17 protein-coding genes are annotated in these 20214 nt (G+C 72.6%); 11 read left to right on the top strand and 6 right to left on the bottom strand.

All coding sequences use genetic code 11. From position 1 onward, the window contains the following. The first annotated feature begins 90 nt into the window (after nucleotides 1–90). The 5 genes from ACWEBX_RS07405 (at nucleotide 91) to ACWEBX_RS07385 (ending at nucleotide 6702) form a co-directional block, all read left to right on the top strand. Nucleotides 91–2505 carry an acyl-CoA dehydrogenase gene (locus ACWEBX_RS07405; protein ID WP_451883939.1) on the top strand — a complete coding sequence of 805 codons (2415 nt, stop codon included), beginning with the start codon at nucleotides 91–93 and terminating at the stop codon, nucleotides 2503–2505. Between the two features lie 7 nt (nucleotides 2506–2512). Then, a complete protein-coding gene (locus tag ACWEBX_RS07400) occupies nucleotides 2513–3703 on the top strand; it encodes a lipid-transfer protein (RefSeq protein WP_451883938.1) in 1191 nt (396 codons plus the stop codon). A gap of 112 nt (nucleotides 3704–3815) precedes the next feature. Further along, nucleotides 3816–5234, top strand: coding sequence for an MFS transporter (locus ACWEBX_RS07395; protein WP_451883937.1), 1419 nt, complete (start codon nucleotides 3816–3818; stop codon nucleotides 5232–5234). Nucleotides 5235–5284: 50 nt separating this feature from the next. After that, nucleotides 5285–5827, top strand: coding sequence for a SigE family RNA polymerase sigma factor (locus ACWEBX_RS07390; protein ID WP_451883936.1), 543 nt, complete (start codon nucleotides 5285–5287; stop codon nucleotides 5825–5827). Beyond that, on the top strand, nucleotides 5824–6702 hold the full coding sequence (locus tag ACWEBX_RS07385; RefSeq protein ID WP_451883935.1) for a hypothetical protein: 879 nt from the start codon (nucleotides 5824–5826) through the stop codon (nucleotides 6700–6702). Before ACWEBX_RS07390 ends, ACWEBX_RS07385 begins: the two co-directional genes overlap by 4 nt. A 122-nt stretch (nucleotides 6703–6824) precedes the next feature. Here the strand turns inward: ACWEBX_RS07385 and ACWEBX_RS07380 are convergent, their stop codons facing one another. Continuing rightward, on the bottom strand, nucleotides 6825–7457 hold the full coding sequence (locus ACWEBX_RS07380; protein ID WP_355766397.1) for a response regulator transcription factor: 633 nt from the start codon (nucleotides 7455–7457) through the stop codon (nucleotides 6825–6827). A gap of 355 nt (nucleotides 7458–7812) precedes the next feature. Between ACWEBX_RS07380 and ACWEBX_RS07375 the strand changes: the two genes are divergently transcribed. Continuing rightward, nucleotides 7813–9306 (top strand): alpha-L-arabinofuranosidase B, encoded by a 1494-nt coding sequence (locus tag ACWEBX_RS07375; RefSeq protein ID WP_451883984.1) that lies wholly within the window; start codon nucleotides 7813–7815, stop codon nucleotides 9304–9306. 65 nt (nucleotides 9307–9371) lie between these two features. Here the strand turns inward: ACWEBX_RS07375 and ACWEBX_RS07370 are convergent, their stop codons facing one another. The 3 genes from ACWEBX_RS07370 to ACWEBX_RS07360 are packed head-to-tail and all read right to left on the bottom strand — an operon-like array spanning nucleotide 9372 to nucleotide 12237. Continuing rightward, on the bottom strand, nucleotides 9372–10622 hold the full coding sequence (locus tag ACWEBX_RS07370; RefSeq protein ID WP_451883934.1) for a sensor histidine kinase: 1251 nt from the start codon (nucleotides 10620–10622) through the stop codon (nucleotides 9372–9374). Between the two features lie 14 nt (nucleotides 10623–10636). After that, nucleotides 10637–11356 (bottom strand): ABC transporter permease, encoded by a 720-nt coding sequence (locus ACWEBX_RS07365; RefSeq protein ID WP_451883933.1) that lies wholly within the window; start codon nucleotides 11354–11356, stop codon nucleotides 10637–10639. Continuing rightward, nucleotides 11356–12237: an ABC transporter ATP-binding protein gene (locus ACWEBX_RS07360; protein WP_451883983.1), complete on the bottom strand. Its 882-nt coding sequence runs from the start codon at nucleotides 12235–12237 to the stop codon at nucleotides 11356–11358. Before ACWEBX_RS07360 ends, ACWEBX_RS07365 begins: the two co-directional genes overlap by 1 nt. Before the next feature lie 372 nt (nucleotides 12238–12609). On the opposite strand from ACWEBX_RS07360, the gene ACWEBX_RS07355 reads away from it, so the two are divergent. The 3 genes from ACWEBX_RS07355 to ACWEBX_RS07345 are packed head-to-tail and all read left to right on the top strand — an operon-like array spanning nucleotide 12610 to nucleotide 15577. Then, nucleotides 12610–13467, top strand: a complete 858-nt coding sequence (locus tag ACWEBX_RS07355) for a MaoC/PaaZ C-terminal domain-containing protein (protein ID WP_451883932.1) — start codon at nucleotides 12610–12612, stop codon at nucleotides 13465–13467. A 34-nt stretch (nucleotides 13468–13501) separates the two neighbouring features. Then, nucleotides 13502–14578 carry a Zn-dependent alcohol dehydrogenase gene (locus ACWEBX_RS07350; RefSeq protein WP_451883931.1) on the top strand — a complete coding sequence of 359 codons (1077 nt, stop codon included), beginning with the start codon at nucleotides 13502–13504 and terminating at the stop codon, nucleotides 14576–14578. 48 nt (nucleotides 14579–14626) lie between these two features. Then, nucleotides 14627–15577, top strand: coding sequence for a 3-oxoacyl-ACP reductase (locus ACWEBX_RS07345; RefSeq protein ID WP_451883930.1), 951 nt, complete (start codon nucleotides 14627–14629; stop codon nucleotides 15575–15577). A 172-nt stretch (nucleotides 15578–15749) separates the two neighbouring features. Here ACWEBX_RS07345 and ACWEBX_RS07340 read toward each other — a convergent pair whose 3' ends face one another. Together ACWEBX_RS07340 and ACWEBX_RS07335 are read right to left on the bottom strand one after the other, a co-directional pair. Further along, on the bottom strand, nucleotides 15750–15920 hold the full coding sequence (locus ACWEBX_RS07340; RefSeq protein WP_355774274.1) for a hypothetical protein: 171 nt from the start codon (nucleotides 15918–15920) through the stop codon (nucleotides 15750–15752). A gap of 48 nt (nucleotides 15921–15968) precedes the next feature. Next, the gene (locus ACWEBX_RS07335; protein ID WP_451883929.1) at nucleotides 15969–18338 is read right to left on the bottom strand and encodes a hypothetical protein; all 2370 of its coding nucleotides are present in this window, start codon (nucleotides 18336–18338) and stop codon (nucleotides 15969–15971) included. 276 nt (nucleotides 18339–18614) lie between these two features. Between ACWEBX_RS07335 and ACWEBX_RS07330 the strand changes: the two genes are divergently transcribed. Together ACWEBX_RS07330 and ACWEBX_RS07325 are read left to right on the top strand one after the other, a co-directional pair. After that, nucleotides 18615–19466, top strand: coding sequence for a Nif3-like dinuclear metal center hexameric protein (locus ACWEBX_RS07330; RefSeq protein ID WP_451883928.1), 852 nt, complete (start codon nucleotides 18615–18617; stop codon nucleotides 19464–19466). Continuing rightward, nucleotides 19463–20206 carry a zinc ribbon domain-containing protein gene (locus ACWEBX_RS07325; RefSeq protein ID WP_451883982.1) on the top strand — a complete coding sequence of 248 codons (744 nt, stop codon included), beginning with the start codon at nucleotides 19463–19465 and terminating at the stop codon, nucleotides 20204–20206. Before ACWEBX_RS07330 ends, ACWEBX_RS07325 begins: the two co-directional genes overlap by 4 nt. Nucleotides 20207–20214 lie beyond the last annotated feature (8 nt).

Raw genomic sequence — 20214 nt, 5'->3', positions numbered from 1 at the left:
CCGATCCATGGGTATCTGACCTATCGTCAGAATGGAACGTGTTCTAGTCTGGCGCCGATCCACGCACCTTGGGCCTTTGGGGAGGCATGCATGGGCATCGCGGTCACGCCGGAGCAAGGGGAGCTGGCCGAGGCCGTGCGCGGCTGGATCGCCCGCGCCGTGCCGCCCGAGGAGGTCCGCAAACTCCTGGACGTGCCGGGCGGCGGCAGGCCTCCGTTCTGGGACGCGCTGGCGGCGCAGGGGCTGCTCGCCGTGCACCTGCCCGAGGCGTACGGGGGTGGCGGCGGCGGCCTGGTCGACCTCGCCGTCGTCGTGGAGGAGGCCGCGCGGGCGGCGCTGCCCGGACCCTTCGTGGCGAACGTCCTGGCGTCGGCGGTGCTGGCGGCGGAACCGGCGGCTGAACCGGGTCTATCGGTTTTATCGGGTGATTCCGTACGGAGTTCAGGGCGCGCCGATCTCGTACGGGCCCTGGGGTGCGGGGAGCGCATCGGTGCCGTCGCGTTCGGCGCCGGTTCCCTGACGGCTCTGGCGGTGGACGGCGGATACGTGCTGGACGGGACGGCGCCGCCCGTGCTGTCCGGAGCCGACGCGGACGTGCTCGTGCTGGCGGCGACGATCGCCGGGCCCGGCCGCCTCCGCGACGCGGGCAGCGGGGCCGCTCCGGCCTCCGGATCGGGCGCGCCGCCGGATCCGGCCTCCGGCGGGGGCACCGCGGCCGCCTCGGCTTCCGGCGCGGGTGCTGTGGCCGCCTCGGCTTCCGATGCGGGTGCCGTGGCCGCCCCGGCCTCCGGCGCGGGTGCCGCTCCCGCTTCGGCTGCCGATGCGGGCGCCGCGCCCGGCGGCACGCTCTGGGTGGTGGTGGACGCCGCCGGCCTGGCCGTCCGGCCGCACGAGAGTGCCGATCCGACCCGGGCGACCGCCGAGGTCCGGGCCCGAGGGTTACGGGTCCCCGCCGACCGCGTCCTCGCGGTCGGCCCGTCGCTGGTCCCGGACCTCGCCGCCGTCGTCCTCGCCGCCGACGCCTGCGGCACCGCGGCCTGGTCGCTGGAGACGGCCGCCGGGCACGCCAGGGTCCGCGAGCAGTTCGGCCGCCCGATCGGACAATTCCAGGGCGTCAAGCACCTGTGCGCCGACATGCTGCTGCGGCTGGAACAGGCGAGAGCGCTCACCTGGGACGCGGCACGCGCCGCACAGGAGCCGCCCGGTGTACGGGAACTGGTGGCCGCGCTCGCCGCCGGCACCGCCCTCGACGCCGCCGGTTCCTGCGCCAAGGACTGCGTCCAGATCCTCGGCGGCATCGGGTTCACCTGGGAGCACGACGCCCATCTGTATCTGCGCCGGGCCCTGGTGGCACGGCAGTTGCTCGGCGCCGGGAGCGGACACCTGCGACGGGCCGTACGGCTCGCGCGCGACGGCGTACGGCGGGAACTGCGCCTGGAGCTGCCGCCGGAGGCGTCCGCGTACCGGGCCGAGGCCCGTGCGGTGACCGACCGGGTGCGCGGGCTCGGCCCGGCCGAGGTCCGCCGGGCCCTGGCGCCCACCGGCTACGCCGCCCCGCATCTGCCCCCGCCGTACGGCCTCGGCGCGGGCCCGGTCCAACAGCTCGCCGTGCAGCAGGAGCTGACCGCCGCCGGAGTGCGGATCAGCGACCTGGGGATCGCGACCTGGGTCGTGCCGTCCCTCATCGCGCACGGGACCCGGCGGCAGCAGGAGCGCTATCTGCTGCCCACCCTGCGCGGCGATGTCCTGTGGTGCCAGCTCTTCTCCGAGCCCGGCGCCGGATCCGACCTCGCCTCGCTGCGCACCAGCGCCGAGCGCACCGCCGACGGGCGATGGCGGATCAACGGCCAGAAGGTGTGGACGAGCGCGGCGCAGTGGGCCGACCACGGGATCCTCCTCGCCCGGACGAACCCGGCCGCGCCCAAGCACAAGGGGCTCACCTACTTCGTCGTCGACATGAAGACCACGGAGGGCATCGACATCCGCCCCCTGAAGGAGATCACCGGGGACTCCCTCTTCAACGAGGTCTGGTTCGACGACGTACTGCTGCCCGCGGACGCGGTCGTCGGCGAGGTCGACGACGGCTGGCGGGTCGCCCGCAACACGCTCGGCAACGAACGCGTCCACATGGCCGACCAGTTGACCTTCGACACCGGCCTGGAGGCGCTGATACCGGCCGACGTCGACGGCCCCCGGCTGGGGGCGCTGCTGGCCGAGGCGCACGCCCTGGCCTGCATCACGCTGCGCACCACCCTCCGCCGGGTCTCCGGCGTGGAGCCGGGCGCGGGCGCCTCCGTCCGCAAACTGGTGCAGACCGCGCACCAGCAGAAGGTCGCCGAACTCGCGCTCGAACTCCTCGGTCCCGAAGGCGCGTTGTGCGAGGGCCCCGGCAAGCGCGCCGTGCACGGGTTCCTGCTCTCCCGGTGCCTGACCATCGCGGGCGGCACCACCCAGGTCCAGCTCAATGTCGTCGCCGAGCGCCTGCTCGGTCTGCCACGGGACTAGGAGCGCCATGAGGACGTACGTCGTCGGTGTCGGTATGACCAGGTTCGAGAAGCCCGAGACCCGGGAGTGGCAGTACTGGGACATGGTCCGCGAGGCCGGCTCCAACGCCCTGGCCGACGCGGGGATCTCCTACACGGACGTGGAACAGGTCCCCGTCGGCTACTGCTTCCAGCCGTCCACCGCCGGTCAGCGGGCCGCCTACGAACTCGGCCTGACCGGCGTGCCCGTCTACAACGTGAACAACAACTGCGCCACCGGGGCGAGCGCGTTGATGCTGGCCCGGCAGTTCGTGGAGGGCGGCATCAGCGACTGCGTCCTGGCGCTGGGCTTCGAGAAGATGAAGCGGGGATCGCTCGGGTCGGGCGCCGACGGCGGCGACTTCTCCACGTCGCCCGTCGCCCGCCACTACGGGATCATGGCCGCCCGGCACGGCTTCGAGATGTCGCCGCCCACCGCGCAGATCTTCGGCGACGCGGCCCGCGAGCACATGGAGCGGTACGGCACGACCGAGGCCCAGCTCGCCGCCGTCGGCGCCAAGAACCACCGCCACTCGGCGCACAACCCCTACGCCCAGTTCCAGGACGTGTACTCCGTCGACGAGATCCTCGCCGCCAAGGCCGTCCACCGGCCGCTGACCAGACTCCAGTGCTCGCCCACCTCCGACGGAGCCGCCGCGGCCGTCGTCGTGTCCGAACGGTTCGCCGAGCGGCACGCGTTGGAGGACAAGGCGGTGGAGATCGTCGCGCAGGCGATGGCCACCGACACCGAGGAGTCCTTCGCCTCCGGCTCCTGCATCGACGTCGTCGGCCGGCCGATGTCGCGGGAGGCCGCGCGCCGGGTGTACGAGCGCTCCGGGCTCGGCATCGAGGACGTGGACGTCGTGGAGCTCCACGACTGCTTCTCCGTCAACGAACTGCTGACCTACGAGGCGCTCGGCATGTGCGCGGAGGGGGAGTCGGGCGAACTCGTCGAGTCCGGGGCGACGACGTACGGCGGACGCTGGGTGGTGAATCCCTCCGGCGGGCTGATCTCCAAGGGCCACCCCCTGGGGGCCACCGGGATCGCTCAAGTGGTCGAACTGGTCTGGCAGCTGCGGGGACAGGCCGAGGCGCGCCAGGTCCAGGGGGCACGGGTCGGGCTCGCCCACAACATCGGACTGGGCGGCGCGGCGGTGGTCACGCTGCTGCGCAGGCCGTAGGACCTGCCGGGCGGACGCGACGTCGCGGGCACGCCCTAGGTCCGGTGCCCTACGTCCGGCTGCGCCGAAATACCGATGCAAGGAGCGTCGGTGGGTTGAGAGCATGACAGCCATGCTCCGAGCCGCTGAAGACATCCGGACGACCGACCGTACCGCCCCGCCCACCTGGGTGGTGATCGCGCTCGCGTGTGCCGGACAGTTCCTGGTCGTCCTGGACGTGTCCGTCGTCAACGTGGCCCTGCCCTCCATGCGCACGGACCTGGGGCTGAGCGCCCCCGGACTGCAGTGGGTGGTGAACGCCTACTCCATCGCCTTCGCCGGATTCATGCTCCTCGGCGGGCGGGCCGGTGACCTGTACGGGCGCAAGCGGATGTTCCTGGTGGGTCTCGCGCTCTTCACGCTCGCCTCGGCCGCCGGCGGCCTCGCCCAGGAGGGCACCCACCTGCTCCTGGCGCGCGCCGCGCAGGGCCTGGGGGCCGCGGTGCTCGCCCCCTCGACCCTGACGATCCTGACGTCGGCCGTCCCCGAGGGTCCCGCACGCGCGCGGGCCATCGCGACCTGGACCGCCGTGGGAGCGGGTGGCGGCGCGGCGGGCGGGCTCGTCGGCGGACTGCTGGTCGACGGGCTGTCGTGGCGCTGGGTGCTCCTCATCAACGTACCCGTCGGCGCGATCGTGCTGGCCGGCGCGGCGTACCGGCTGGTGGAGAGCCGGGCCGGGGACGGGCGGCGGCTCGACCTGCCGGGCGCGCTCCTGGTGACCGCGGGACTCGCGACCTTGGCGTACGGGATCGTGCAGACGGAGGCCGAGGGCTGGACCGCGGCGGCGACGCTCGTACCGCTGTGCGCGGGAGCGGCGCTCATCGGGGTCTTCCTGGCCGTCGAGGCGCGGACCAAGGCGCCGTTGATGCCGCTGAAGCTGTTGCGGCTGCGCTCGGTGGCGTCGGCGAACGCGGCCATGTTCGTCTCCGGCTCGGCGATGTTCTGCATGTGGTTCTTCATGACGCTGTACGCGCAGAACGTGCTCGGCTACTCGCCGCTCGGCGCGGGCCTCGCCCTGGTGCCGAGCTCGCTCGCCGTGGTCATCGGCTCGAAGTCGGCGCCCCGCCTCATGCCGGTCGTCGGCGCGCGCAACGTGGCGGTCCTCGGCACGCTCCTGGCCGCGGCCGGCTTCGGCTGGCAGTCGACCATGACGGCGGACGGCCCGTACGTCACGGCCATCATGCTGCCCGGCGTCCTGATGATGGCGGGCGCCGGTCTGGCCGCGACACCGCTGGCCGCGATCGCGACCTCGGGTGCGGTGCCGGAGGACGCGGGGGTGGTCTCGGGCCTGGTCAACACCTCGCGGGTGATGGGCGGTTCCCTGGGGCTCGCGGTCATGTCCACGATCGCCGCGGCCCGTACCGGGGGCAGCGTCGCCGGGGAGGCGCTGACCGCCGGGTACGCGCTGGCGTTCCGCGTCAGCGGCGTGATGCTGCTCGCCGGGGCCGTCCTGATGTTCGTGTGGCTGCCCCGGACGATGTCACGGCGGTGAGGCAACGAATTCAGGTTCCTGTGGACTCCTTGAGTCACTAGGAGGTGCCCATGGGGGTTCGGAAGCAGGCTCGGGACGAGGAGTTCCAGAGCTTCGTGGTCGGTCGCTGGCCGCGGCTGATGCGTACGGCGTTTCTGCTGACGGGGGAGCAGCACGCCGCCGAGGACCTGGTCCAGACGACACTGGAGCAGGTCTACGTGGCATGGCGCCGGGTCGGCTCGGCCGATGAACCGGACGCGTATGTGCGGCGCATGATGATCAACGCGCACGCTCGAAGACACCGCAGAAGACTCAAGGAGTTCCTCGCGCCGAGGGACGACTCGGGGATCGGCCGCGAGGTCCCCGACAGCGCCGACCCGATCGCGCGCGCCGACGACCGCGGCGCCCTGATCGCCGCGCTGTCCGGGCTGCCCCCGCGTCAGCGCGAGGCGGTGGTCCTGCGCTACTGGGAGGACCTGAGCGAGAGCCAGGCGGCCGAGGCGATGGGCTGCTCGGTGGGCGCGGTGAAGAGCAACGCGGCCAAGGGGATCGCGAAACTCCGTGTCGTACCGGGCCTGGCGAACACGATGGCGCAGGGAGGGCGGATCCGATGAGCGCGAACCGGGAGACGAATCACGACATGGCGGCGACGGACGCGGACATCTCCTTCCTGCTGGCCGAGGCGGCGGACGAGGTCGAGATCGGTACGGCCCCCTGCCGGGCGGTGCTGCGCGGCGGCCGGCGCCGCAGGGCGCGCCGCTGGGCGACGGCGGCGGCGGTCGCCCTGGTCGTCGCGGGGTCCACGGGGACCCTGGCGCTGACGGGCGGGACGGGCGACGATGCCCGGGGGGTCGCGCCGGCCGGTGAGCACGCCAGGCGGGTAACGCCGCCCGACCGCGGGCGGCCGCAGGTCTGGCGGACCCTCGGGCCACGGGGGACGTTCGTGACGCAATGGACCGACCACGGCAGAAGCTGGGGCGTCCTCGTGGAGATGTGGCCGGCGTCGAAGGACGAGGCGGAGGCGCGGCAGCAGCGCACGATGATGCGGCAGTACGGCGTCACGCCGACGGGTGTCAGGAACGCTTCGGACCTCGCGGGCAAGCGATGGGTCTTCGTCAAACTGATCCCGGAGGGAGGGCCTCCGAGGACGGTGATCGACGGAGCGGTCCCGAAGGACGAATCGTTCTCGGGCAAGGACATCGAGGCCTTCTCGCTGCCGTTGAACGGCGAGGCGCCCAAGGGGGCGAAGGTGCCTTCTCGGGGGCTCGTGATCGGCAAGGTCGCCCAGACCGCCGAGGAGGTCACCTGCGCCTGGGACGAGGGCACGACGGTCAAGGCCCGGAGGGTCGCTCACCAGGGCACCATGCTTCCCACGGGCGTCTCGAACCTGATCTGGCAGGTGGCCGGTTCCCGGTCCGACTGGTTCGTGTGTGTGGCACCGGAGGGCAAGGGGCGCGGGTCGGCGGAAGCGGTGGTGACGAAGCCCTGAGGATCTCCCGGGGCAGAGCCTGGCGCCGGCCTGGTCCGCCGGGACCGCGGGACCGGTCGGACCGTCCGGACCGGAGACGGGTCGGCGCGCGGTCGCGCGGTCGTGACCGGCCCGGACAGGGCCTACAGCCAGCCCTGTTGACGGGCTTCCCGCATCGCCTCCATGCGGTTGCGGGTGCCCGTCTTGCCGATCGCGGACGAGAGGTAGTTGCGGACGGTCGACTCGGAGAGGTGCAGCTTGCCGGCGATGTCGGCGACGGTGGCACCGTCCACCGAGGCCTTCAGCACGTCGCACTCGCGGGCCGTGAGCGGATTGGGGCCGGCGCTCAGCGCGGCGGCGGCGAGCGCCGGATCGATGACGGTCTCCCCGGTCAGCACCCGCCGGATCGCCTCGGCCAGTTCCTCCACGGGTCCGTCCTTGACCAGGAACCCGGCGGCGCCCGCCTCCATGGCCCGGCGCAGATAGCCCGGGCGGCCGAAGGTGGTGAGGATCAGCACCCGGCAGTCGGGCGCCTGCTCCCGCAGTTCGGCGGCTGCGTCCAGTCCGCTCATCCCCGGCAACTCGATGTCCAGCAGGGCCACATCGGGCCGGCCGACCAGCACCGCGTCCACGATCTCGTCGCCCGCGGACACCTGCGCGACCACCTCGATGTCCGGCTCCATCCCGAGCAGCAGAGCGAGTGCCCCGCGCATCATCTGCTGGTCCTCGGCGAGCAGGACACGGACGGACTTGGCGGGCCGGTGGTCCCGGGGCATCTCGTTCACGCGGCCAAGCGTAAGGCGAGAGGGGTGTCCCGCGGCCCGCCCCGCGCGTTCCGGCGGACCCCGGAAATCGTCCCCGTCCCCGTCCGCGCGTCTTGACGGCCCCCGGCCACGGGCAAATAATCGCCTCGGAATTCAGCGCTCCCCTTGGCCATTCCCGAGCCGGGCCGTTTTCCGCAAACGTTCGGAATTTCGACCGGGAATTGGTTCGGCATATCGATCGAACGATGTCCGGTATTTCGACCGGGCACCCGCACTGTCCTACCAGGAACGGAAGAGGTGCACCGTGTTGTCATCCTTCGTGCGCTTACAGCGCCTGAGGAACACAGTCCTGGCCGTGCTGTCGGTGATGGCGGCCGTCCTCGCGTTCGCCGTCGGCGCGCCGCAGGCCACCGCCGCGGGGTCGCTCCCGTGCGACATCTACGCCACCGCCGGCACCCCCTGTGTCGCCGCGCACAGCCTCGTCAGGGCGCTCTACTCGTCGTACAACGGATCGCTCTACCAGGTGCAGCGCGCCTCCGACAGCGCCACCGCGAACATCGGTCTCCTCGCGGCCGGCGGGTACGCGAACGCGGCGGCGCAGGACTCCTTCTGCGGCGGCACCACCTGCATCGTCACGAAGATCTACGACCAGTCCTCGCGCCACAACGACCTCACGATCGAGGGTGCGGGCGGGGCGGGAGCCGCCGATGTCGGGGCGCCCGCGGACGCCCTGCCGGTGACCGCCGGCGGCCATCAGGTCTACGGTCTGGAGATCTCCGCCGGCATGGGCTACCGGGACAACTCCACCTCGGGAGTCGCCACCAACGGTGCCGCCGAGGGGATGTACATGGTGACCTCCGGCACCCACGTCAACGGGAGCTGCTGTTTCGACTACGGCAACGCCGAGACCAACAACCTCGACACCGGCAACGGCCACATGGACGCGATCAACTTCGGCACCGAGTGCTGGTTCTCGCCCTGTTACGGCCAGGGCCCGTGGGTGCAGGCCGACCTGGAGAACGGGCTCTTCCAGTCGGACGCCGGATACAGCAAGAACACGTCGAACACCGGCACCGGTGCGCTGCCGTTCGTGACCGCTTTGCTGAAGAACAACGGTCAGGACCATTTCGCGCTGAAATACGGCAACGCCCGATCGGGCAGTCTCACGACCACCTATTCCGGCGGTGAACCCACCGCCGGAGGGTACTCGCCCATGCACCAGGAAGGCGCGATCGTCCTCGGCACCGGCGGCGACAACAGCAACGGTTCCATCGGGTCCTTCTTCGAGGGCGTCATGACCTCGGGCATCCCGACGGACGCCGCGGACGACCAGGTGCAGTCGAACATCGTCTCCATCGGCTACGGCGGCTCGACCGGCAGCACGGGCTCGCTGACGGCCGGGTCCGAGATCTCGCTGCGCGCGACCACCTCGTGCTGCACGACCGGCTACATCCGCCACCAGAACAACGCGGCGGTCGTCTCGACGATCACGTCGAGCAGTTCGGCCCTCGACAAGGGCGACGCCACCTGGATCGTCCGCCGGGGGCTCGCCGACAGCTCCTGCTACTCCTTCGAGTCGCGGAACTATCCGGGCGACTTCCTGCGGCACTTCAACTACCAGCTCTCCCGGCAACCCATGACCGGCACCACGCAGTTCAGACAGGACGCCACGTTCTGCGCCCAGACCGGCAAGAGCGGTACGGGGACCTCGTTCGCGTCGTACAACTACCCGACGCGATACCTCCGGCACTACAACCACAACGTCTACATAGCGAGCGACGGAGGCTCGAACGCCTTCGACAGCGCCACCTCGTGGACGGACGACGTGAGCTGGGCCGTCACGTCCCCCTGGGCACCGTAGCCCCGGCCGCCCGGCGGCGGGCCGGCCCACGGGGGCCCGCCCGCCGCCGCGCGGTGTTCCGTCCCTCAGACCGACGCCTCCGTCAAGTCGGCCGCCTCCAGCGGGAGTTCGGCCCTCACCTCGAAACCGCCGCGCGCGGTCCGGCCCGCCCGCAGGGAGCCGCCGGCCGTCGCGAGGCGTTCGGTGAGGCCCTTGATGCCGGTGCCGCCGACGCCCGGTTCGGGGTCCGCCGGGGAGGCGTCGGTGCCGTTGTCCGAGACGGTCAGCCGGACCAGGTCCGCGGTGCCGTCGACGGTGATCTCGCAGCGCGTCGCGTCGCTGTGGCGCACGACATTGGTGACGGCCTCGCGGAGCACCCAGCCGAGCAGGGCCTCGGTCTGCGGGACCAGCGGCGGCCCCGACTGCCGGACGACCGGCTCCACCCGCGCCGCGGACAGCGCCGAGCGGGCCCGGTCCAGCTCCGTGGCGAGGCTGCCCTCGCGATAGCCGGTGACCGCCTCACGGATCTCCGTCAGCGCCTGCCGGCCGACCGACTCGATGTCCGTGACCTGCACGAGTGCCGCGTCCAGATCCCGGGGAGCCAGCCTGCGGGCCGCCTCCGACTTCACCACGATGACGGAGAGCGTGTGCCCGAGCAGGTCGTGCAGGTCGCGGGAGAAGCGCATCCGCTCCTTCTCCACGGCCCGGCGCGCCAACTCCTCGCGGGCCGCTCGCAGTTCCCGTACCGCCTCGGAGAGGGAGAGGATCGCGGCCGTCACCATCGTGGACAGGAAGGTGCCGTAGGCGACGTTCACCGCGTCCCAGCCCGCCCGGAAGACGGACACCGACGCGGCGAGCGCCGTCAGACCGAGCCCGATCTTCCCGAGCCAGGGGCCGCGCACCACCGCCCCGGTGGCCAGCCCGAGCAGCGGGAAGAAATAGAGCCAGGTTCCGCCGTACCCGATGGCCAGTACGCAGGTGACCACGCCCATCAGGACGAGCGCCACCCGGGTCGAGCGGGCCTCCCGTGTCGCCTTCGTGAACGCGCGGAACGTCACGTAGATGTACAGCGAGTTGAAGGCCAGCAGGCCCACCCCGCCGACCCAGGGCTGCGGAGTCCTGCCCTGGAAGAGGTTGGAGAACGCGCCCATCCCCAGCAGCAGCCACGGCAGCAGCGCGAAGCCGGTCGGCGGCGGCCCGGGATTCTCCGGCATCGCGCCGCCGCTCCTGCGCGCGGCCCGCTGTTCCTCCTTGAACCGCTCCATGTCGGCCTTCCAGCGCCGCCGTTCGGCCCGCAACGCGCGGACCTGGCAGCCGATGCCTCTCATCCAGGACATGTCCCGCTCCCCGTTCAGACAGTTCGTGCGGATCGACGGTACGAGACCACGGCGTACGAACCGAACGCCAGCAGCCAGGCGCCCAGCACCGCCACCGCCGTGAGGCCGGGTGCCCGGCCCTCGGTGACCGACACACCGAGCTGCGCGAACCGGTTCGTGGGCGTGTACGCGGCGACCGAGCGCAGCCAGCCGGGGAAGAGGGCGAGCGGGAACCACAGGCCGCCCACGACCGCCAGCCCCAGATTGCACACCATGTTCGCGACACCCGCCGTCTGCGCGGTCATCCGGTAGCCGTTGCCGAGGCCCAGCATGGTGAACGGGACCGAGCCGAGCCACAGCAGCAGGGCCGTCGCGGCCCACTGCCAGACGTCCAGCCGTACGCCGTTGACCAGGCCGCCGGCCGCGAGCACCGCGACGATCGCGGGCAGCACGGTCACCGAACCGGTCAGCGCCCGCCCGAGCACCACCTGGCGCGAGGTCATCGGGGTCACCCGGAGCTGCCGCAGCCAGCCGGTCACCTTGTCCTCGGCGACCCCGCCGCCGGTGTTCAGCGCCGAGCCGACCGCCCCGTAGGCGGCCATGGAGACCATCGAGGCCGTCTTCCACGCGCCGTCGTCACCGCCGCCGAGGTTGGTGAACAGCAGATACATCATCACCGGCATCGCGACGCCGCCGATCACGAAGCCGGTGTCGCGCAGCGTCCGGCGCACTTCGAGCCGCAGATAGTCGAACATCACACCGTCTCCCGGTCGCGCGAGGTGAGGGCCATGAAAGCGTCGTCCAGGGACGCGGGGACGACCTCCAGGCCGCGGATCGCACCCCGTTCGGCCAGCGCGACCACCGTCGCGTCCGAGTCGTCCGTGCGCAGCCGGGCCCGCTCCCCGCGCACCTCCACGGCCACCACGCCGGGCAGCAGCGCCAGACCGTCCGAGGGGACCCCCGCGAGGTCGAAGGAGACCAGATTGCCGCCCGCCGACCGCCGAAGCTCCTCCCCGGTCCCGTTCGCGACGATCCGCCCCCGGTCGACGACGACGATCCGGTCGGCGTGCGCGTCGGCCTCCTCCAGGTAGTGCGTGGAGAACAGCACCGTGTGGCCGCGCCGGGCGTAGGCCCGCATCGACTCCCAGAACGCGTGCCGTGCCTCCACGTCGAGCGCCGCCGTGGGTTCGTCGAGCACGATCAGCGCGGGGTTCCCGGCGAGCGCCACCGCGAACCGCACCCGCTGCGCCTGCCCTCCGGACAGCCGGTCGACGCGCCGCCCGGCCAGTTCCGTGATGCCCGCGAGCCGCAGCGCCTCGGCCACCGGCAGGGGCGCCGGATAGCGTCCCGCCACGAAGGAGACCAGCTCCCGGACGGTGACCCGCGGCACCGGCCGGGTGTCCTGGAGCATCGCGCCGACCCGTCCTGCGCGCACCGACTCCTGCGGGCGGCCGCCGAAGAGCGCGACCGAGCCCTCGTCCGGCTCGTTCAGGCCGAGGAGCAGGGAGATCGCCGTCGACTTCCCCGCGCCGTTGCGTCCCAGCAGCGCCACCGTCTCGCCGCTCGCCACGTCGAGGTCGAGACCGTCCACGGCGCGCACGTCGCCGAAGGTCTTGACCGCACCCCTGAAGCGCACCGCCGGCGCCGTCCCCGTCACCGGCGGTGCGCACGTTCCCGCCGGCTTTCCCGCCGTCGTCCCCGTTGTCCGTGTCATGAGGACGACGCTAGAGGCCCGGGCGGTGCCCCGGCAGATGCACTTGTCGGCGATCGGCCGGGACAAATGTCACGGCCGCCGACCGAGCGGCGACCCGCCGCGAGCCGGGCGACGACTCGATCTGACATGGCGTCAGTAGTCTTCACAAGTGCTGGGCGCTCGGCTATACAAGGGTTCGCCGTACTGGAACGCGTTCTAGAACGAGCGGGTTCCACGGCCCGGTGTCGACCTCGGTGCGGCCGACGGTGCGGACGGCCGCACCGAGGTCTTTCGCGCAGTCGAGCAAGGAGCCCCATGCCCATTGACGCCGCCAAGGCCGTCGCAGCCCAGCCGCGGACCGGCGAGATCGCCTGGAGCCACAAGGACGTCCAGCTCTATCACCTCGGCCTCGGGGCGGGCGTTCCCGCGACCGACCCCGACGAGCTGCGGTACACCCTCGAATCCAGGCTGCACGTCCTGCCGAGCTTCGCCACCGTCGCGGGCGCCGGCTCACCGGGCGTGATCAGCGGACTGTCCATGCCCGGCGTCGACGTCGATCTCGCCCGCGTCCTGCACGGCGGCCAGAGTGTCCGGCTGCACCGCCCGATCCCCGCCGACGGCACGGCCACCGCCACCGGCCGCATCGCCGCCGTCTACGACAAGGGCACCGCCGCCGTCCTCGTCATGCGTACCGAAGTGACCGACGCCGAGGGCCCGTTGTGGACCAACGACGCCCAGATCTTCGTACGCGGCGAGGGCGGCTGGGGCGGCGACCGTGGACCCGGTGCCCGCCTCGAAGCCCCCTCGGGCCCGCCGGCCCGGACCGTCGAACGTCCGATCCGCGAGGAACAGGCGCTGCTCTACCGGCTCTCCGGGGACTGGAACCCGCTCCACGCCGACCCCGAGTTCGCCAAGCTCGCCGGCTTCGACCGGCCCATCCTGCACGGGCTGTGCACGTACGGCATGACGCTCAAGGCCGTCGTCGACACCCTGCTCGGCGGCGATGTGACCCGGGTCCGCGCCTACACCACCCGCTTCGCCGGAGTCGTCTTCCCCGGCGAGACCCTGCGCATCCGGATGTGGCCGGGCGACGGCGCGGTCCGGGTGGCGGTGAGCGCGGTCGAGCGGGACGACGCGCCGGTCCTCGCCGACACCGTCGTCGAACACGTCTGACACCCATGCGAACCGTCCCGAGGGGAGCCGCACCATGCGCGCAGCCGTACTGCACGAGACAGGCCAGGACAAACTCGAGGTCCTCGACGACGTCGAGGCGGTGGGCTTCGGGCCCGGCAAGGTGCGCATCCGGGTGCGGGCCACGGGACTGTGCCACTCGGACCTGTCCGCGATGAACGGCGTCCTGCCGCAGCCCGCGCCGTTCGTGCCCGGACACGAGGGCGCCGGCGAGATCACCGAGGTCGGCGAGGGCGTCACCCATGTGAAGCCCGGCGACCGTGTCGTCATCTGCTGGCTGCCCGCCTGCGGCGCCTGTCCCTCCTGCAAGCGGGGCCAGACCGAACTGTGCCTGGCCGGCTTCATGAACGCGGGCACCCCCAACTTCAAGCGCCCCGGCGGCGACGTCTTCGGCTTCGCCGGCACCGGCACCTTCGCCGAGGAGGTCGTCGTGGCCGCCGGCTGCGCGGTCCCCATCCCCGACGACGTGCCCTTCGACATAGCCGCCCTGATCGGCTGCGGCGTCACCACCGGACTCGGCGCGGCCCTCAACACCGCCGACGTGGAGGCCGGTTCGTCGGTCGCCGTCATCGGCTGCGGAGGCGTCGGCATCTCCGCGATCCAGGGCGCCCGGCTCAAGGGAGCCGCGGAGATCGTCGCCGTCGACCCGGTCGCCTCCCGCCGCGAGGCCGCGCTCGGCTTCGGCGCCACCCGGGCCGTCTCGCCCGACGAACTCGCCGACGCCAAGCAGTCGGTCACCGCGGGCGAGGGCTTCGACTACGTCTTCGAGGTCGTCGGCAAGTCGGCCACCGCACGCACCGCCTACGACCACACCCGCCGCGGCGGCACCCTCGTCGTCGTCGGAGCCGGCGCCATGGACGACGTCCTCCAGCTCAACATGTTCGAGCTGTTCTTCGACGAGAAGCGCATCCTGCCCTCCATGTACGGCGGCGGGGACGTCCTCCGTTCCTACGAGCGCACGATCGCCCTGTGGCGTGCGGGCCGCATCGACCTCGAAGGCCTGATCACCCACCGGGTGCCGCTGGCCGGGATCAACGAGGCGCTGGACCAGATGCGTTCGGGCACCGCCCTGCGGACGTGCATCGAGATCTGACCGGGCGGCCGCCGGTGCGGACCTCCACCCCAACCGCTAAGGACCCTGATGTCACTGCCACTTGAAGGGCTCACCGCGATCGTCACCGGCGCGGGGCGCGGGCTCGGCCGGGCCGAGGCGCTGGAACTCGGCCGGCTGGGCGCCGCCGTCGTCGTCAACGACTACGGGCAGCCCGGCCGGGACGGATCGGGCGCGGCCTCGGCCACCCCGGCCGAAGAGGTCGCCGCCGAGATCCGCGACGCCGGCGGCCGGGCCGTCGCCCACACCGGGGACGTCGCCGATCATGAACAGGCCCGCGAACTGGTCGAGTCGGCCGTCACCGCGTTCGGGAAACTGGACATCCTCGTCAACAACGCGGGCATCCTGCGCGACCGGATGGTCTTCTCGATGTCCGAGGACGAGTGGGACTCGGTCGTCAGGGTCCACCTCAAAGGCCATTTCAACACCATCCACTTCGCCTCCGCGCACTGGCGGGCCCGCTGCAAGGCGGCCGACGGGCCCGTCTACGGGCGGATCGTGAACACCTCCTCCGAGGCGTTCCTCGCCGGCTCCGCCGGACAGCCCAACTACGCGGCGGCGAAAGGCGGGATCGTCGGCCTGACCACCTCGACGGCGCTGGCACTCGCCAAGTACGGCGTCACGGCCAACGTCATCTGCCCACGCGCCCGCACCCGTATGACGGAGGACGTCTTCGCCGGATTCGGGCAGCCGGACGAGGGCCTGGACCCGCTCGCGCCCGAGCATGTCGCTCCGCTCGTGGGCTACTTGGCCTCGCCCGCCGCCGCGCACGTCAACGGACAGCTCCTCGTCGTGCACGGCGGAATGGTCGCCGTCGTCGAACGGCCGCGGGTGGCGGCGAAGTTCGACAGCAAGCAGGACACCTTCAGCCACGACGAACTCGACGCGCTGCTCACCCCGTACTACGCGGACCGGCCGAGCGGCGAGACCTTCGCGGCGATGGAGGTGCTGGGGCTCAAACGGGAGGGCTCGCCTCGCTGAGCGGTCGCCTCGTTGAGCGCTCGCCGCCTCGTCGGGCGGTCGCCTCGCCGAGCGGACGTCCGTCGGCGGACCGCGGGCTTTGGACCGGGCTGGGGGAGCCCCCTACGGAGACGGCCCCGCTCGCCATGGTGCGAGCGGGGCCGTACGCCGGTTTCGGCTGTCGTGAGGTCCGTCAGACCGTCGTGGCCGACTGGCCGGACGGCTTGCGGTGGCGGCCCTGAGGGGTCGCCTCGTCGTCGTGGCCGGAGACCGGGCCGCGGTGTCTGCCGTGGCCTTCGGACCGGGCGGCCGACGTCTCGTGGACGTCCGTTCCCGGCGCTTCCATGGTGCTCGAGTCGTTCATTGAAGTGTTCACCCCGTATGCAAGATCCTTCTTTACAGCCGGGGGAGTCTAACGTGCGGTCATCGAGCGGGAGTCGGAGGGTGACGTTTCTTCGCCCGTGCTGCCCCTTTTCTCCTCGTCCGTGTGGGCCAACACACTCGGAACCCCGGACTCCGCGGGTAGGTGCGCCACGGCGGCGAGGGGCCTCAGGACGACCTGCCCCCTGAACTCGCCTGCGGTCGGCACCGCGTCGGTGATCCCGTCCCCGGAAACCGTGCCGCCCGCGGGTGTCGCGCCGGGCATGGCACCGATGTTCATGCCGGGCGGGGGAGTCTCGGCGACCTTGGTCCAGAGGACGGGTTCGGTGCGGGCGGGCTGGGTGCGGTCGGCCCGCGCGCGACCGGGTTCGGCGGTGCGACCGGGTTCGGCAGCCGAGGCAGCCTCGGTGGGGGCCTCCGTCACGATGTCCGCCTCGGTCTGCGTGACGGACCCGGCCTCGGTGATGGCCCCGATGGCGGCGGCGGTGGCGTGGTCGGTGCCGATCGTCGTGGCCGGCGGAAGCGGTCCGGCCGGTTCGAGGGTGACGGTCATGCCGCCCGGGAGTGTCCCGTCGGCCCGGGTCCTGAGACTCATGCCGGGCGGGGGAGTCTCGGCGACCTTGGTCCAGAGGCCCGCCTCGGTCGTGGGCGTCCCGGCGGGTGCGGTCCGGCGGCTCCGCTCCGGCGCCGGTCTTCCGGCGGCTTCGGTCCCGTGTCTCTGTTCCGGACCCGGTGTTCCGGGGGGTCCGGTCGGATGTCCCTGATCCGGCGCCGGCGTTCCGGGAGGCCGGCGCCAGGTGCCCTGCTCCCGCGCGGGTGGTCCGGCGGGTTCGGTCCGGCGGCTCTGTTCCGGTGCGAGGGGCAGGGGAACCCTGGTCCAGCGGCTCGGCTGGGGCCGGGCGGGCCGCCCGGGCTCGGGGGCGCGTCGGGCGACCGGCCGGACCGGTTCGGTCCCTTCACCGGCGAGCCGCACGACGGGCGGGAGCGCCCCGCCCGTCGCGAGGCCGGAGTTCGTGTCCCCCCGCCGCGCTTCGCCGGGCGAGGTCCTCGGAGTGAGGCTCGTCACCGTCGACAGCGGCTCCTGGCCCCCGGGCACGGGACCCGTACCGGCGGGTGTTCCCCCCGCTCCGTCGACGGCGCGGACCGCTTCGTCCCTCGGGGCGCGGGCGGTGCCGCCGCTCAGGGTCAGGTGGACCGGGAGCGCCCGGGGCTGCTCGGTTCCCGGGGCCGGGTGCGGTGAACCGGCCGGCGACGCGGTCCGCAGAGGAGCGTGCTGGAGGGGGACCGGCCGCGGTGCGGGGAGACCGGGGGAAGCAGGCTCCCCCGATTCCGGCTCCCCCGCCCTCTCGGTCGCCGCCAGCCGGGCGACACCACACGGGACGGCCCCTGTCACGTACGGCAGGTGGAGCACCCCCTCGGCGGTCCACAGTCCGGTGCCGGGCAGCCAGCCCTCCGGCGCCGGGCGATGGTGGATCCGGCGCTCGGCCGGACGCCACACGCCCACCCAGGTGCCGCCCGGCCCGTCCATGCGCAGGGCGACCGCGCAGGACTCCGGGGTCAGCACCTGGCCCGGCTGGATCGCGAACGGGCTGATCGAACAGCCCGTCGCGCTCAGACAGTCCGGGAAGCGGACGGGCAGGGTGCTGCCGAGCACGCCCCAGCCGAGCCGGTCCCGGCCGGGCGACGGCGCGTCGGAGCGGATGAGCAGGAGTCCGCTGTCCGCGTCCGCGATGAGCAGCCGGTCGTTGCTGTGCTCGGAGATCTGGAGGAGCGGCGACACCTCTCCGCCACGTTCCAGGTCGACGACCACGGTCTTCGTGCGGCCGTCCTGGAAGCGGTCCAGCGCGAGCAGGCGTCCCGTGCGGTCCAGCCACACCCCTCCCGAGCAGTGGCCCGGGACCTCCGCCAGATGCTCCGGGCCGAACGCGCCGCCCGCCACCAGCCACACCGCCGTCGACCCCCGGCCCACCGCGAGGGCGTACGCGCGCTCCCCGTCCGGCGCGGGCGGCAGAAGCCGCAGCAGGGTGCCCGCGTCGGGGCACTCCACCGCGCCCAGCGGGAGCTCACCGGTGCCCGGACCGGTCGGATACAGGAGGGAGAAGGCGTGGCGTCCGTCGTTCACGCGATGGATCAGCACCCTGCCGTCGGTCAGCGGCAGCACCTCGGTGCCGGGTTGCTCCGGCTGCGGACCGGGCAGCGGCACGGCGTACGGCTCGGGGCCGTCGAGGGTCCAGCGCTCCGGATACCAGGACTCGCCGTCGCGGGCGAGCCGTGCCCCGTAGGCGCCGTCGGCGGTGATCACGCAGACGGGAGGAGCGGCCCACCGACTCGCGGCGTCACCGTACTCGCCGCCGATCGCGCGCTCGCTCCGCACCTCGGGTTCTCTCGCACCGGCCGTCATCGTTCGGTCACCTCCGGCGACGAAGGTAGTTTTCGCACGCACAGGCGGGGGGACGACGGGCTGTTGCTTCACACATAAGGGTGGCCGTGTCGGGATTCGCCTGAGGGAACGGGGCGGATGTGCTGAACGATGGCGGGAAGACGTGCGCCGCACGTGGCGGGAACCCGTCCCGCCCGCCGCCCCGGCGCGCACCCGCGCGTCCGCCGTCCGCCCCCGGTACGGGCCGGTGGCCCACGACCGGTCGGACAGGGACGTGAGCCAGGTAGCCTTTTCCCCGTGCCCCGTCTGTCTGAAGTCATCGCCGCGCTCGACGCCCTCTGGCCCCCCGAGCGGGCCGAGGGGTGGGACGCGGTCGGCACCGTCTGCGGCGACCCCGACCAGGAGGTCACGCGCGTCCTGTTCGCCGTCGACCCGGTCCAGGACATCGTCGACGAGGCGGTGAAGCTGGAAGCCGACCTGCTCGTCACCCACCACCCGCTCTATCTGCGCGGTACGACGACGGTGGCGGCCGGCACCTTCAAGGGCCGGGTCGTGCACACGCTGATCAAGAACGACATCGCGCTGCACGTCGCCCACACCAACGCCGACCGCGCGGACCCGGGAGTCAGCGACGCGCTGGCCGGGGCGCTCGACCTCAGGGTCGTACGGCCCCTCGTGCCGGACACCACCGACCCCGAGGGACGCCGTGGCCTCGGCCGCGTCTGCGAGCTGGACCATCCGCTGACCCTGCGCGAACTCGCCGCGCGGGCCGCCGAGCGGCTGCCCGCCACCGCGCAGGGCATCCGTGTCGCGGGCGACCCCGACGCGCTGGTGCGGACCGTCGCCGTCAGCGGCGGCTCCGGTGACAGCCTCTTCGACGACGTGCGCGCCGCGGGCGTGGACGCGTTCCTCACCGCGGACCTGCGGCACCACCCGGTGTCGGAGGCCCGCGCCCACAGTCCTCTCGCGCTGCTCGACGCGGCGCACTGGGCCACCGAGTGGCCCTGGTGCGAGCTGGCCGCCGCCCAGCTCGACGAGATCTCCGAACGGAAGGGATGGGGACTGCGCGTCCACGTCTCCCGGACGGTCACCGACCCCTGGACCGCCCACGCGGCCTCACACAACGAAACCTCAGGAGCCCCCAACTGAACGCCGCGCCCGCCGACCAGATCCGACTTCTCGACGTCCAGTCCCTCGACTCCCGCCTCCAGCAGCTCGCCCACAAGCGGAAGTCGCTGCCCGAGCACGCCGAGATCGAGTCGCTGAACAAGGACCTCACCCAGCTGCGCGACCTGCTCGTCGCCGCGCAGACGGAGGAGAGCGACTGCGCCCGCGAGCAGACCAAGGCCGAGCAGGACGTGGACCAGGTGCGTCAGCGCGCCGTCCGCGACCAGCAGCGCCTCGACTCGGGCGCCGTCACCTCCCCCAAGGACCTGGAGAACCTCCAGCGCGAGATCGTCTCCCTCGCCAAGCGCCAGGGCGACCTGGAGGACGTCGTCCTCGAGGTCATGGAGCGCCGCGAGTCCGCCCAGGAGCGGGTCTCCGAGCTGACCGAGCGCGTCTCCTCCGTCCAGGCGAAGATCGACGACGCGACCGGGCGCCGTGACGCGGCCTTCGAGCAGTTCGACGGCGAGGCGGCCTCGGCCACCAAGGAGCGCGAGGTCATCTCCGCCTCCGTGCCCGCCGATCTCCTCAAGCTCTACGACAAGCTGCGCCTCCAGCAGGGTGGCGTCGGCGCCGCCCGGCTCTACCAGCGCCGTTGCGAGGGCTGCCGCCTGGAGCTCAACATCACCGAGGTCAACGAGGTGAAGGCGGCCTCTCCCGACACCGTGCTGCGCTGCGAGAACTGCCAGCGCATCCTGGTGCGCACGTCCGAGTCCGGCCTGTAGGGAGTCCG

This window comes from Streptomyces sp. NPDC005070 (assembly GCF_053600395.1).
The sequence above is the reverse complement of the archived record's forward strand: the minus strand, read 5'-3'. Positions and strand labels throughout refer to the sequence as shown.